Here is a 13,258-nt window from a genome sequence, read left to right on the forward strand (position 1 = left end):
TTATGGGCGCCGGACACGATCACAGCCACGCCGGTGACACCAAGGTGTCGCGCATGGTCCTCGGGGCCGCGATCCTGTCGGTGTTTTTCTTCGTGGAGCTGGGCACGGCGCTGGCCATCAACTCGATCGCGCTGCTGGCCGACGCCGGGCACATGCTCACCGACCTCGTCGCGATGTTCATGGGACTGACCGCCGTACTGCTCGCCAGGCGCGGCAGCACGTCACCGTCGCGGACCTACGGCTGGCACCGCGCCGAGGTGTTCACCGCGGTCGCGAATGCGGCGCTGCTGCTCGGGGTGGCCGGGTTCATCCTGTACGAGGCCTTCGAGCGGCTCGGCGACGCGCCCGACGTCCCCGGCGTCCCGATGATCGTGGTCGCGTTGGCCGGGCTGATGGCCAACGCGGTCGTGATGCTGCTGCTGCGCTCGCACTCCAAGGAGAGCCTCGCGGTCAAGGGCGCCTACATGGAGGTCGTCGCCGACACCCTCGGCAGCATCGGGGTGCTGATCGCCGGCATCGTCGTCGTCACCACCGGGTGGCCCTACGCCGACGTCGTGGTCGCGGTGCTCGTGGCGCTCTGGGTGCTGCCCCGGGCCATCTCCCTGGCCAGGTCGGCGCTGCGCATCCTGTCGGAGTCCTCCCCCAGCCACATCGACGTCGACGAGCTACGTGAGGCACTGTGCGCCGTGGACGGGGTCACCGAGGTGCACGACCTGCACGTGTGGACGCTGGTGCCGGGTAAGGACATGGTGACCGCGCATCTGACCAGCGTCCGAGACTCGGCGCGGATCCTCGACGACGCGCGTGCCGTGCTGGCCGCGCGCGGGCTCGAACACTCCACCGTGCAGATCGAGCCGCCGGACACCGCCGCGGACTGCGAGTGCGAGAGCCAGAACTGCTAGCTCAGCCCGAGTTCGGCGCGGGCCGCCGGATCGCAGTCGTCGAGCAGATCCAGGCAGCGCTGATACTCGGGCAGCTCCCCGATCGCCTGGGCGGCGCGGGCCAGCGCCGCCACGCAGCGCAGGAAGCCCTGATTGGGCTCGTGGGCGAACGGCACCGGTCCGAAGCCCTTCCAGCCGTTGCGGCGCAGCGCGTCCAGGCCGCGGTGGTAACCGGTGCGGGCGTAGGCGTACGCGGCGACGGCCTGCTCGTCGGCGAGCGCCTGCTCGGCGAGCACCGCCCACGCGATCGACGCCGCCGGATGCGCCGCGGCGACGATGGCGGGGTTCTCCGCCGCGTCGAGTTCGGCTTCGGCGGCGGGGTCGCCGGGCAACAGCACAGGATCCGGTCCGAGGAGGTCACCCATCCGAGTCATGGGCCCATTGTGCCGTGCGGGCGCGCGCGGGCGTCACCGCGGATGGCTAAGCTTCCGCAATATGTCGAACGCAGGACGGCCTGACAATTCGGACCCGGATCTCACGTCCGCTGACGCCGAGACCGAGGTGTTCGCCCCCGCTGATCCGCGCAGCGAAGACCCCGACCAGTCCGGCGAGCGGCGGTTCACCGCTCCCTCGGGATTCGACGCCGGTTCCACCACGATCATCAACCGGCCCAACGAACCGGTCACCGAACAGTTCGCGGCACCCAAACCTGCTGCGCCACAGATGATTCCACCACGCGGCGACGCGCCGAAGCCGCCGCAGAAGAAGCGCAGGTGGGGCTGGGTGATCGCCATCGTGCTGGTGATCGCGGCGCTGGCCGCCGTCGCGATCCTGGGAACCCTGCTGCTCACGCGCGGTTCGGAGCCGGGGGTGTCGCAGGAGGACAGAGTCCGCTCGGCCATCCAGAGCTATGACGCCGCGATCGAGAAGGGTGATCTCGCGACGCTGCGCAGCATCACCTGCGGCAGCACCGCCGAGGCCTACAACAACCTGGACGACAAGAAGTGGGCCGACACGCACCGGCGGGTGGCCGACGCCGGCCGCTACCCCGTCGTCGCCAGCATCGACCAGATCGTCATCAACGGCGACCACGCCGAGGCCAATGTGACCACGTTCATGGCCTACGCACCGCAGACCCGCTCCACTCGCAGCTTCGACCTGCAGTTCCGCGACGACGAGTGGAAGATCTGCCAGGCCCCCACCTGAGCCGCCGGCCGGGCGCTAACCCGCCGACACGCTCCGGCCCGCGCTGTGTAGGTCGTTGCACGCCTCCACCACGCGATCGCTCATCGACGCCTCGGCCTTCTTGAGGTAGCTGCGCGGGTCGTAAACCTTCTTGTTGCCCACCTCGCCGTCGATTTTCAGTACCCCGTCGTAGTTGGTGAACATGTGTCCGGCGATCGGGCGGGTGAACGCGTACTGGGTGTCGGTGTCGACGTTCATCTTGACCACGCCATAGCGCAGCGAGTCCTCGATCTCGGACTTCAATGAGCCGGAACCGCCGTGAAACACGAAGTCGAACGGTTTGGAACCCTCCGGCAGACCAAGCTTGGCCGATGCCACCCGCTGCCCCTCGGCGAGCACCTCGGGCTTGAGCACCACGTTGCCCGGCTTGTACACGCCGTGCACGTTGCCGAACGTCGCGGCGAGCAGATACCTGCCGTGCTCCCCGGCGCCGAGCGCCTCGACGGTCTTCTCGAAGTCCTCGGGCGTGGTGTACAGCTTTTCGTTGATCTCGGCTTCGACCCCGTCCTCCTCGCCGCCGACGACCCCGATCTCGATCTCGAGCACGATCTTCGCCGCGGCGGCCTGCTTGAGCAGTTCCTGGGCGATCGCCAGGTTCTCGTCGATCGGCACCGCCGAGCCGTCCCACATGTGCGACTGGAACAGCGGGTTCTCCCCCCTGCTCACCCGTTCGGCCGAGATCGCCAGCAGCGGACGGACGTACGTGTCCAGCTTGTCCTTCGGACAGTGATCGGTGTGCAGCGCGACGGTGATCGGGTACTTCTCGGCGATCACATGCGCGAACTCCGCCAGCGCCACCGCTCCGGTGACCATGTCTTTGACACCCAGACCGGACGCGAATTCCGCACCGCCGGTGGAGAACTGGATGATGCCGTCCGAACCGGCGTCGGCGAATCCCTTGATCGCTGCGTTGATGCTCTCCGAGCCGACACAGTTGATGGCCGGGAAGGCGAACGAGTGTTCCTTGGCGCGGTCCAACATCTCGGCGTAGACCTCGGGCGTGGCGATGGGCATGGCGTTCCTTTCGACCGGGGCCGGCGATGGGGCTGGAGCCGGGGTTCCTGCAGTATCTCAAGAAACGGCAGCGCTCACACGGTCAGAACCATCCGGTATCGGGCGCGGCCCGAGTCCATCGCCTCATAAGCCTCCGCCGCCCTGTCCAGCGGCACCTCCTCCACCTTCGCGCGCACCCCGGACAGCAGCGCGAAGTCCAGCGTTTCCTCGACGTCACGCGACGTGCCCGACGGGTGCCCGGTCACCGAACGCCCGTCGTTGATCAGATCGAGGGGGCTGATCGGCAGGTTCTCGGCGGTGACGCCGACGACCACGAGTTCGCCGGCCGGCCCCAGACCGCCGACGGTCGCGGCCATCGCGTCGGCGTTGTTCGCGGTGGCCAACACCACGGCCGCTCGGCCCAGCCGGGTGAGTTCGGCGGCGACGTCCTGGGCGGTGGAGTCGATGTAGTGGTGGGCGCCGAGTCGGGTGGCCTCCTCGGCCTTCCCGGCGCCGCGGGCGATAGCGACGGTCTCGAAACCCATCGCCCGCGACCACTGCACCCCGAGATGTCCCAGGCCTCCGACCCCGAGGACGGCCACCAGGTCACCGGCCTTGGCGCGGGTGTGTCGCAGACCGTTGAAGGTCGTCACGCCGGCGCAGCCCATCGGAGCGGCCTCGACGAAGGACAACCCGTCCGGGATCCGGGCGAGCGCGGTCACCGGCGCCGTCATCGACTCCGCGTAGCCGCCCGGGTAGTGCCAGCTCGGCACCTGCAAGCGCTCGCACTGCATGAACAAGCCCTTGCGGCACGGCACGCAGCGGTTGCAGTTGCCGCCGAACCAGCCGACGGCGACCCGGTCGCCGGCGGCGAAGTCCTGCACCCCGTCGCCCACCTCGGCCACGGTGCCCGCGACCTCGTGCCCCAGCGTGACCGGCCACTGCAGTCCCGGGAAGTGGCCGGCGCGGAACTCCCGGTCGGTGCCGCACACCCCGCACGCCGCCACCGAGATGCGGACGTGCCCCGGCGGCGGAGGCTGGGACTCGACCTCGACGACGGCGAACGCTTCATTGACGGACGGGACCTGAACCGCCTTGTGAGTGGGCATAACCGACATTAAGTCGAACGCGGTGATTCGGGGGCGCGATCACACGCCGGTAACCTAGGGAGCCGTGGTCGTCGACACTCTCGCCCTGATGCCGGGTTTCCTGGAGCCGGTCAACCTGCTCAACTCGTTCGGAACCTGGACACTGGCCGGACTGCTGCTCGTCGTCTTCGTCGAGTCGGGCCTGCTCTTCCCGCTGCTGCCGGGTGACTCGCTGCTCTTCACCGCCGGACTGGTGGCGGCGGGCGGCTCGGAGGAGATTCCGCCGTTCGCGCCACTGTGGGTGCTGTTGGTCACCATCCCGATCGCGGCGATCCTCGGGGACCAGGTGGGCTTCAACATCGGCAAGCAGGGCGGCACGCGCCTGTTCAAGGAAGACGCGCGGGTCTTCAAACAGCGCTATCTCGACGAGGCCCACGAGTTCTTCGAGAAGTACGGGCCGGTGACGATCTTCCTGGCTCGCTTCGTGCCGATCGTGCGCACCTACGCCCCCCTGGTGGCCGGCGCCGCCGACATGCGTTACCGCACATTCCTGATGTGGAACGTGACCGGCGGCATCGTGTGGGGCTCGGGGCTGACCCTGCTGGGCTACCTGCTGGGCCAGATCACGTTCATCCGCGACAACGTCGACTTCATCGTCATCGCCATCGTGGTGCTCTCGATCGTCCCGATCGTGCTCGAGGTGACGCGCAGGCGGTCCCGCAACAGGAACGGCGACCCCACCTCCGAGCCCACGCCCTAGGAGCGTGCGACGCGCGACTGTTCGAGTGCCCGGATCAGGCTCGCCGCGTCCCACGGCCCCTTGTGCCGTAACCCGTTGACGAAAAACGTCGGGGTGGCGCTCAGATCCATCTCGTCGGCGTCCTCGGCGTCGTCCTCCACCCGGTGCAGCACCTTCGACGAGTGCACCCGGACATCCTGGTCGAACTGTTCGATGTCGCAGCCGGCCGCGACCGCGTAGCGATACATGTCCGACCATTCCAGGTCGTCCTGATGGGCGAACAGTTCCCGGGCCATCTCCCAGAACCTGCCCTGCAGCGCGGCCGCCTCACTGGCCCGGGCGGCGTCGAACGCACGCGGATGCGCGCGCTCGAGCGGGAAGTGCCGCCACACGTACAGCAGGTCGTCGCCGAAGTGGGCGCGCACCTCGTCGATCATGCCGGTGGCCCGGCTGCAGAACGGGCACTCGAAGTCGCCGTATTCGACCAGCGTCAGCGGCGCGTCGGGCCGGCCCCGGACGTGGTCGCGCTCGGGATCGACCGGGCGCAGCAGTTTCAGCCCGACCGGCTCCGGTGGGCTCAGCGCGTCGGTGATCCGGAAGATGGCCCACCCGAACACGAACGCGATGACCGAGGCCGCCAGCACCCCGATCCGGGCCTGATCCTGGCGTCCGGGATCGGCGATCGCGATGTCGACGATGAACAGCGAGATCGTGAAGCCGATCCCCGACAGCGCTGCACCGCCGGCGATCCGGCGCAGGGTCAGGCCGGGCGCCAGCTGACCCAGTCCGCTGCGCTGCACCAGCCAGGTGGCGCCGGTGATCCCGACGAACTTGCCCAGCACCAGGCCGGCGACGATGCCCCAGGTCAGTGGCGAGCGCAGCGCGGTGGTCAGGCTCTCCCTATTAAGCACCACACCGGCGTTGACGAGCGCGAACAGCGGCAGGATCACGAACGACACCGCCGGGCCGACCGCGGTCTGCATCCGCTCGTTGATCGAGATGGCGTCGCGCAAAGAGCGGCTGGCCGCGCGCGCGTACTGGGAGTTCGGTGACTGCCGGAACGCCCGGATCTGCTCGACGGCCCGCTCGACGGGGCGGCGTTCAGGAGTGAACACCGGGATCAGCACCGCGACGGCGACACCGGCCAGGGTGGGATGGATACCGGCCAGGAACAACGCGATCCACAGCGCCACGCCGAGGACGGCGTATGCCGGACCCCGCGCGGCCGGAAGGTAGCGCACCGCGGCGAGCGCGACGAGCAGCCCCAGCGCCACCAGCAGCGGTCCGACCTGGATGCTGTCGGAGTAGAACACCGCGATCACGATCAGCGCGCCGACGTCGTCGACGACGGCGAGGGTGAGTAGGAACAGCCGGACCCGGGCCGGGAACATCGGTTTGATGATCGCCAGCGCACCGACCAGGAACGCCGTGTCGGTGGAGATCACCACACCCCAGGCGTGGGCGTTCTCCCCGGACGGGTTGAATGCCAGAAACACCACGGCGGGCAGGATCAGCCCGGCCGCGGCGGCGATCACCGGCACCGCGGCGCGGGACCGGTCGGTGAGCTCGCCGATGGTGAATTCCCGCGTCACCTCCAGCCCGACGATGAAGAAGAAGAACGTCATCAGCGCGTCGTTGACGATGTGCTTGACCGACATCTCGACGTGGTGATCACCGACACCGAGACCGATCTCGGTGTCCAGCAGCGCCCGGTAGCTGTCGGCCCACGGCGAATTCGCCCACAGGATCGCCAGGACGGTGAATGCCAGCATCAAGGCTGCGGCGGTGTTGTCGGTGGTCCTGGTGGCCCGGCTGCCACGGTTGAGCCGCGAGGGCAGCAGCGGGAACCCGCGCTGTGCGGCCGGTTCAGTCACTGTCACCTGCGGTCACAACATGGGCGGCTTCCAGAACCATCCATCCCGACAGTTGCACGGACAGATCCCGCTCGGGGATCTCCGACGAATTGACCGCCCCCTCCACGAACTGCGCGTCCCCGCCGCCCGCGGTGGGCAGCTCCGCCGGGCGATCCCAGAACGCCCCGAACAACGGCAGGTTCTCGGTGGCCTTGCCGGTTTGCCGGTTGTCCCACACCGCCCGCGCCGACGTGACCACGATGTCGCCCGCCGTCTTACGGGCCTCGACGTCTGCGTCGGAGTCGCCGGGCAGCGCGGTCGCCACCAAGGCCAGGTATCGCGCGAGGATGCCGTCGAACAGTCCGCCGTCCCCACCCCCGGCGCCCTTGATCACCCCGCCCGGCGCCATGTGCTCGGCCACCGCGGCCACCAGCCGGCGCACCCGTTCGGCGTGCCGCGGGTCGCTGGTGCGCACCGCCAGTTCGGTCTCGGCGCCCAGCACCACGCCCTGGCAATAGGTGTACTGGGCGCGCACCAGCGAACCCGCCTTGATGCCGTCGAACACCAGGTGGGTGTCCGGGTCGATCAGGGTCTCGTCCATCCAGTCGGCCATCTGCTGGGCACGACGCAGAGGTTCGCCCAGAGAGGAGAGGTGCCGGGCGAGGAAGATCGCCGCCGGCCCGTTGGCGGGCGCGTTGAAGAACTGGTCCTGCTTGCGCCACGGGATGCCGCCGCCGTCCTCAGGCACCCACGCGGTCAGGAACTGATCGGCGAGCTTGTCCAGCGCCTTCGGCCGGCCCACCCCGGTCAGCCTCCCGGCCCGTTCGAGGGCCAGCGCCAGCCAGGCCATGTCGTCGTAGTAATCATTGGTCCACCGGCCCAGGTTGCGCAGCCGGTGCCCGCGGATCTGACGGTTGATCGCGGTCAGTCGTTCCGGTTTGGGGTCGCGGACCTGCGCGTCGACCAGGTTGTCCAGCAGGTGCGCCTGCCACCAGTAGTGCCAGGTGCCGAACCGGCGGTGCTGTGCCGCGGGGGGCCACGCGACCACCCCGAGCTGGGTGCCCGGCAGCCCCCACAGGCGTCTGAGGTGGCGCGTCGTGATCGCGGCTTCGGCACTGGCAGCGCGGTTGGCCCACAACTGATCCATGCCGTCGATCCTGCCTCACCGAAGCCGCGCAAGCTATGAGACAAATATGTCTCACATGAGCTAGTGTTGTCGCATGCCTGCCACCCGGGACGAGTTGCTCCGCGCCGCCGCCGACTTCCTCGGCCGCCGGCCGAACGCGACCCAGGACGAGATCGCCACCGCCGTCGGCGTGAGCCGCGCGACGCTGCACCGCCACTTCGCGGGCCGGCTCGCGTTGATGACCGCGCTGGAGGAGCTCGCGATCGCCGAAATGCGCGCGGCACTTGACACGGCCCGGCTGCACGAGGGCACCGCCACCGACGCGCTGCGGAGGCTGGTGGCGGCATGCGAACCGGTTTCGCCGTATCTGGCGCTGCTCTACAGCCAGAGTCAGGAACTCGACGTCGACACCACCCTGGACATCTGGCACGACGTCGACAGCGAGATCACCGCACTGTTCGAGCGCGGGCAGCGCGCCGGCGAGTTCCGGCCGGAACTCACCGCGGCGTGGCTCACCGAGGCGTTCTACGGCCTCATCGGCAGCACCGCGTGGTCGATCCGCGCCGGCCGCGCCGCGGCCCGGGACTTCGACCGGTTCGTCATCGGCTTGCTTCTGCACGGGGTGAGCGCATGACCCGCCGCTGGGCGGCTCTCGGTGTCCTGACACTGGCCGTACTGCTGATCGGCATCGACGGCACGGTGCTCGCACTGGCGACCCCGTTCATCAGCTCCGACCTCGGCGCCACCGGCACCCAGATCCTGTGGATCGGTGACATCTACTCGTTCGTGCTCGCCGCGCTGCTCATCAGCATGGGCAGCCTCGGCGACCGGATCGGACACCGGAAGTTGCTGCTCTGCGGCGCAACGGCTTTCGCGGTCATCTCGGCCGTCACGGCGTACTCTTCGTCGCCGCAGATGCTGATCGCCACCCGAGCGCTGCTCGGGATGGCCGGCGCGACCCTGACACCGGCCACATTGGCGTTGATCCGCGGCCTGTTCCCCGATCAGCGCGAGCGCAGCATCGCCGTCGGCGTGTGGGCGTCGGCATTCTCGGCCGGCGCCGCGCTCGGACCGGTGGTGGGCGGCGTTCTGCTGGAGCACTTCTGGTGGGGATCGGTATTTCTGATCAACATCCCGGTCATGGCGGTCCTGCTCGTTGGCGGCGTGCTGCTGCTGCCCGAACACCGCAACCCCGACCCCGGTCCGTGGGATCTGCCCAGCGTCGCGCTGTCGATGGCCGGGATGCTCGGCGTGGTGTACGCGCTGAAGGAGGGCTTCACCGGGCTGGTGCACGGCATCGGAGCCGACGTGGTGATCGCCGGCCTGGCCGGCGTCGCGGCGCTCATACTGTTCGTCCGTCGTCAGTTGCGGCTTCCGGCGCCGCTGATCGACGTGCGCCTGTTCGGCAACCCACGGTTTTCCGGCGTGGTGGCCGCGAACCTGCTGTCGGTGCTCGGGCTGTCCGGCCTGGTGTTCTTCCTGTCCCAGTATTTCCAACTCGTGCACGGGTACGGCCCGTTGAAGGCGGGCCTGGCCGAACTCCCGGCCGCGGTGACGGCCACGGTGTTCGGGGTGCTTGCCGGCGTGGCCGTGCGCCACTTCTCCCACCGCGCCGTGCTGACCACCGGACTCGCCCTCGTCGGCGTGGCGATGGCCGCGCTGATGGGCACGCTGCTCATCCTCACCCCGATCGCGCCGTACCCGCCGCTGGGTGTCGCGTTGTTCGTGGTCGGCGTCGGCCTCGGACTGGCGTTCACCGTCGCCAGCGACGTGATCCTGGCCAGCGTCCCCAAGGAGCGGGCCGGCGCGGCGGCCGCGGTCTCGGAGACGGCCTACGAACTCGGCATGGCGCTGGGCATCGCGATGCTCGGCTCGATCGTCACCGCCGTGTACCGCACCGTCGCGTTCGCGCCACAGCTTGCGCCCGGGCTCGCCGAGCAGGCCCGCGACTCACTGCCCAGCGCGATCCACGCCGCCCAGGCGCTGCCCGCCGATCAGCAGGCGGTGATGCTCGACGCCGCGAAAGCATCGTTCACCCAGGGCCTTTCGGTGGCTTCCGGGGTCGGGGCCGTTCTTCTGCTCACCTCCGCGGTCGCGGTGTGGTGGCTGCTACGTCCCCGGCCGGGGGACTCACCACGCCTGGTTGAGGTCGGCGTGCTGACGGATCCAGGCGTGCATCGCGATCCCGGCGGCGACCCCCGCGTTGATACTGCGCGTGGATCCGAACTGGGCGATTGAAACCGTCAGCGGAGCACCGTCTTTCGCGTCCTCGGTGATACCCGGTCCTTCCTGCCCGAAGATGAGCAGGCAGTCCCGGGGCAGTGTCACGTCCTCGATGCGGGCCGCACCCTGGACGTTGTCGACGGCGACCACGGCCAGCCCGGCCGCAGCCGCGAAGTCGAGGAGGTCGGCGGTGGTGTCGTGGTGGCGCAGTCGCTGGTACCGGTCGGTCACCATGGCGCCGCGCCGATTCCAGCGGCGGCGGCCGACGATGTGCACGGTGTCCACCGCGAACGCGTTCGCGGTCCGCACCACCGAGCCGATGTTCGCGTCGTTGCCGAAGTTCTCGATCGCGATGTGCAGCGGGTGCCGGCGCCGATCGATATCGGCGATGATCGCTTCCCGGGTCCAATAGCGGTATGCGTCAACGACATTGCGGGTGTCACCGGTGCGCAGCAGTTCAGGGTCGAAGCGCGGGTCGTCCGGGAGTGGCCCCTGCCAGGGTCCCACCCCGGGACCCTGGCCCCATTCGGTTGGACCGGGCTGGTCAGTCATCGGTGGTCCACAGCGCCGCGCTCGTGCCGATCAGCGACACAGTGGCGTACAGCAGCGCCGCGTTGATCTCCCCCTGCGTGCACAGCGACACACCCACCTGCACGCTGTCGCGCGATGCGTCGGGCAGCACCAGCACCGACGACCCGTACACTCCGCAGGCGTGACTTAGCCCCTTGCCGGGCAGCGTCGGTGCGGTGACCACCATCATCGGACCGCCCCGCTCGGCGGAGTCGTCGCGGTAGCGCGCTGCCAGACCGCTGATCTGCAGGCCGAGCAGCATGTAGCCGTCACCCTGGAACGCCGCCGGATCCCCCAACGCCGACGGAGCCAGCATGGCGCCGTCGGCGCGGAACGCGTCGACGCTGGTGGTCTTCAACGACAGGCCGGTGTCGCTTCCGGTGGTCGGCGGCAGCCCGACCGGGAACGCGGCGGGGTAGGCGACGGTGGTGCCGGGCATGCGGTCGCGCGGCGAATACACGTATACGCCGCGCACCTGGGACTGGTCGCGCAGCGGGCCGAGGCAGACCGTCCCGGTCAGCCGGTCCGGGGTCGGCGCCGTCAGCGGTCGGATGTCGAGGCTGGTCACGTCGTCACAGCCGCCGATCGCGTTCGCCTCCAGGGGGTGGGCCAGCGCGCCATAGAGACCGAACCGGAGGTCCTCGGGCGCGGCGTGCGGTTCACCTTCCCGCGCCGGGGACGCGTCGACGTCGACGAGCACGTTCTCGGCGTCGAAGCGCAGGTTGGCCACCGACATGTTCCATCCCAGGATGGCCAGCGATTCGCCGATCGTCGCGGTGGCCGCGGAGAAGACATCGTCACGGGCCTGCGGCGCGGAGCATGACGTGACGGCAAGCAGGATCGCCGCCAGCACCGTGATTACCCGCACCGGTTCTCAGGTCCGCCCACGGCCCTTGCCCACCACTTTCGTCAACGCGCGCACCAGGTTTCGCGGAACGACCCGGCTACCGGCCGTCAGCGCCTTGTACTGGAGGCCCGGGATGATCACCACCTTGCCCTTGGCGACGTCGGCCATCGTCTCGCGCACCACGTCGTCGACCTCCAGCCACAGCAACGACGAGGTGCCCGCCATGTCGATGCCGGCGCGCTGATGGAACTCGGTGTGCACGAATCCCGGGCACACCGCGTGCACGCCCACCCCGGTGCCGCCGAGACCGTTGGCCAGCCCCTCGGAGAATGACACCACCCACGCCTTGGACGCCGAATAGGTCGAACCGCGGCCGGGCAGCAGACCGGCCACGGACGCCACGTTGAGCACGGTGCCCGAGCCGGCCGCCAGCATCGACGGCAGCGCGGCATGGGTGAGCTGCATGACGGCGGTGACATTGACGTCGAGCTGGGCCTGCAGCATCTGGTAGTCGGCGGTCCAGAATTCCCCGGAGGTGCCGAAGCCGGCGTTGTTGACCAGGACGTCGACCCCGGCCCGCAGGCGGTCGGCGACGGCGGCGCGGTCGGCGGCGTCGGCCAGATCGGCGCGCAGCACCTCGACGTGCGCGCCTGCCTCGTCGCGCAGCTCGGCGCCGAGGCGTTCCAGCCGCTCGGCGTCGCGGGCGACGAGCACGAGGTCATAGCCGTCGGCGGCGTAGCGGCGCGCGAAACCCTCACCGAGCCCGGACGTCGGTCCGGTGATCAGAGCGACGGGGCGTGGCATGCCCCAGAGGATACTTATCGCTGATAGTTCGGCGACTGCCGCCCATTACGCGGCGGCGGCGGTGGCGGTGTGCGGCGCTGCGGATCGGGCCGACCGGCCTCGGGCCGCGGCGGCCCCGCCGGGGCGGGGGTGAGCGGGCGGCTCGGCGAGCCGGTGCGGCGCGCGACAGGCTGACCGGTGGCCGCGGACGGGACCGGCGGCAGCACCCGCAGCAGGTCGTTGAACTGCCGGACCGTGCGCAGCCCCTCGTCCCACTGGGCGCGGGTACTGGTGACCGGCATGCTGATCAGCGTCCAGTTCTGCTCGTTCCACATGATCTCCGCGCAATCCGGGGCGGTGTGGGCGAACGTCACCATGCGGCGGTCACAGGCGCGGCGGGCCGCGTCGAGATTCGTGGAGTAGACCATGCGCGGACCGATCGCCCCCAGCAGCCAGATGTCGCTCTCGCGGGGCTCCTTGACGCCCTTGAGACGCATGTCGACGACGACGTTGGTGCCGACCTTGCGGTGCAGAGCGATCACGGTAGCGACGTCGTCGAGATCGAAGATGAACACCGCCTCGCCGCGGATCTGCCCGAGCACCACGTTACGGGCCGTCACGTCGCCGACGGTGGACATGACCCCACGCTTCCAGCGCTTGAGGATGTCGGTCGACTCGTGTTCGTAGTCGAAACCGTGCGACTTCGCCCACGACTTACGCCGACGACCGAGCCCGCGGCGTCGGTCCTGGTCGACGTACAGCAGAACTGCCGCACCCACGAAACAGAGTGCGGACAGCGTGAACCAAAGCGGAACCATTGCGTCAAGAGTATCCGCTCGACACGGCGCTCTCCGAATCCGAATGGGTCACAACCCGGTCACCCTTCCCGCGAAATCGCATTCCACGCGCG

14 protein-coding genes are annotated in these 13,258 nt (G+C 69.4%); 5 read left to right on the forward strand and 9 right to left on the reverse strand.

Annotated features, from left to right (window positions below):
• Positions 1-2: 2 nt before the first annotated feature.
• Positions 3-902 (forward strand): cation diffusion facilitator family transporter, encoded by a 900-nt coding sequence (locus tag ACTWP6_RS14210; RefSeq protein ID WP_260756683.1) that lies wholly within the window; start codon positions 3-5, stop codon positions 900-902.
• Here the strand turns inward: ACTWP6_RS14210 and ACTWP6_RS14215 are convergent.
• Entirely contained in the window at positions 899-1,315 is a 417-nt protein-coding gene (locus ACTWP6_RS14215) for a DUF3151 domain-containing protein (protein ID WP_260756682.1), read from the reverse strand. The two genes, ACTWP6_RS14210 and ACTWP6_RS14215, sit on opposite strands and share 4 nt — an antisense overlap.
• A gap of 61 nt (positions 1,316-1,376) precedes the next feature.
• Between ACTWP6_RS14215 and ACTWP6_RS14220 the strand changes: the two genes are divergently transcribed.
• The gene (locus ACTWP6_RS14220; RefSeq protein ID WP_260756681.1) at positions 1,377-2,087 is read left to right on the forward strand and encodes an Rv0361 family membrane protein; all 711 of its coding nucleotides are present in this window, start codon (positions 1,377-1,379) and stop codon (positions 2,085-2,087) included.
• A gap of 15 nt (positions 2,088-2,102) precedes the next feature.
• Here ACTWP6_RS14220 and fbaA read toward each other — a convergent pair whose 3' ends face one another.
• Both fbaA and ACTWP6_RS14230 read right to left on the reverse strand, forming a co-directional pair.
• The gene (fbaA, locus tag ACTWP6_RS14225; protein ID WP_443188031.1) at positions 2,103-3,140 is read right to left on the reverse strand and encodes a class II fructose-bisphosphate aldolase; all 1,038 of its coding nucleotides are present in this window, start codon (positions 3,138-3,140) and stop codon (positions 2,103-2,105) included.
• 74 nt (positions 3,141-3,214) lie between these two features.
• Positions 3,215-4,228, reverse strand: coding sequence for an alcohol dehydrogenase catalytic domain-containing protein (locus tag ACTWP6_RS14230; protein ID WP_260756678.1), 1,014 nt, complete (start codon positions 4,226-4,228; stop codon positions 3,215-3,217).
• Positions 4,229-4,316: 88 nt separating this feature from the next.
• On the opposite strand from ACTWP6_RS14230, the gene ACTWP6_RS14235 reads away from it, so the two are divergent.
• The gene (locus ACTWP6_RS14235; protein ID WP_260757909.1) at positions 4,317-4,967 is read left to right on the forward strand and encodes a VTT domain-containing protein; all 651 of its coding nucleotides are present in this window, start codon (positions 4,317-4,319) and stop codon (positions 4,965-4,967) included.
• On the opposite strand, the gene nhaA is transcribed toward ACTWP6_RS14235, so the two are convergent.
• Both nhaA and ACTWP6_RS14245 read right to left on the reverse strand, forming a co-directional pair.
• Positions 4,964-6,826, reverse strand: a complete 1,863-nt coding sequence (gene nhaA, locus ACTWP6_RS14240) for a Na+/H+ antiporter NhaA (protein ID WP_443188032.1) — start codon at positions 6,824-6,826, stop codon at positions 4,964-4,966. The two genes, ACTWP6_RS14235 and nhaA, sit on opposite strands and share 4 nt — an antisense overlap.
• On the reverse strand, positions 6,813-7,946 hold the full coding sequence (locus ACTWP6_RS14245; RefSeq protein ID WP_260756676.1) for a glycoside hydrolase family 76 protein: 1,134 nt from the start codon (positions 7,944-7,946) through the stop codon (positions 6,813-6,815). The genes nhaA and ACTWP6_RS14245 overlap by 14 nt, the downstream gene beginning before the upstream one ends.
• A 73-nt stretch (positions 7,947-8,019) precedes the next feature.
• Between ACTWP6_RS14245 and ACTWP6_RS14250 the strand changes: the two genes are divergently transcribed.
• Together ACTWP6_RS14250 and ACTWP6_RS14255 are read left to right on the forward strand one after the other, a co-directional pair.
• Positions 8,020-8,559 (forward strand): TetR/AcrR family transcriptional regulator, encoded by a 540-nt coding sequence (locus ACTWP6_RS14250; RefSeq protein ID WP_260756674.1) that lies wholly within the window; start codon positions 8,020-8,022, stop codon positions 8,557-8,559.
• Complete coding sequence (locus ACTWP6_RS14255) at positions 8,556-10,163, forward strand: MFS transporter (protein WP_260756673.1); 1,608 nt, start codon at positions 8,556-8,558, stop codon at positions 10,161-10,163. Before ACTWP6_RS14250 ends, ACTWP6_RS14255 begins: the two co-directional genes overlap by 4 nt.
• On the opposite strand, the gene ACTWP6_RS14260 is transcribed toward ACTWP6_RS14255, so the two are convergent.
• The 4 genes from ACTWP6_RS14260 to ttfA are packed head-to-tail and all read right to left on the reverse strand — an operon-like array spanning position 10,056 to position 13,166.
• Positions 10,056-10,700, reverse strand: a complete 645-nt coding sequence (locus ACTWP6_RS14260; protein WP_260756671.1) for a TrmH family RNA methyltransferase — start codon at positions 10,698-10,700, stop codon at positions 10,056-10,058. The two genes, ACTWP6_RS14255 and ACTWP6_RS14260, sit on opposite strands and share 108 nt — an antisense overlap.
• On the reverse strand, positions 10,693-11,586 hold the full coding sequence (locus ACTWP6_RS14265; protein WP_260756670.1) for a hypothetical protein: 894 nt from the start codon (positions 11,584-11,586) through the stop codon (positions 10,693-10,695). Before ACTWP6_RS14265 ends, ACTWP6_RS14260 begins: the two co-directional genes overlap by 8 nt.
• A gap of 6 nt (positions 11,587-11,592) precedes the next feature.
• The gene (locus ACTWP6_RS14270) at positions 11,593-12,369 is read right to left on the reverse strand and encodes an SDR family NAD(P)-dependent oxidoreductase (RefSeq protein ID WP_260756669.1); all 777 of its coding nucleotides are present in this window, start codon (positions 12,367-12,369) and stop codon (positions 11,593-11,595) included.
• A 14-nt stretch (positions 12,370-12,383) separates the two neighbouring features.
• Positions 12,384-13,166: a trehalose monomycolate transport factor TtfA gene (gene ttfA, locus ACTWP6_RS14275; RefSeq protein ID WP_260756668.1), complete on the reverse strand. Its 783-nt coding sequence runs from the start codon at positions 13,164-13,166 to the stop codon at positions 12,384-12,386.
• Positions 13,167-13,258 lie beyond the last annotated feature (92 nt).

This window comes from Mycobacterium sp. 4D054, from assembly GCF_052245755.1.
Classification (GTDB): domain Bacteria; phylum Actinomycetota; class Actinomycetes; order Mycobacteriales; family Mycobacteriaceae; genus Mycobacterium.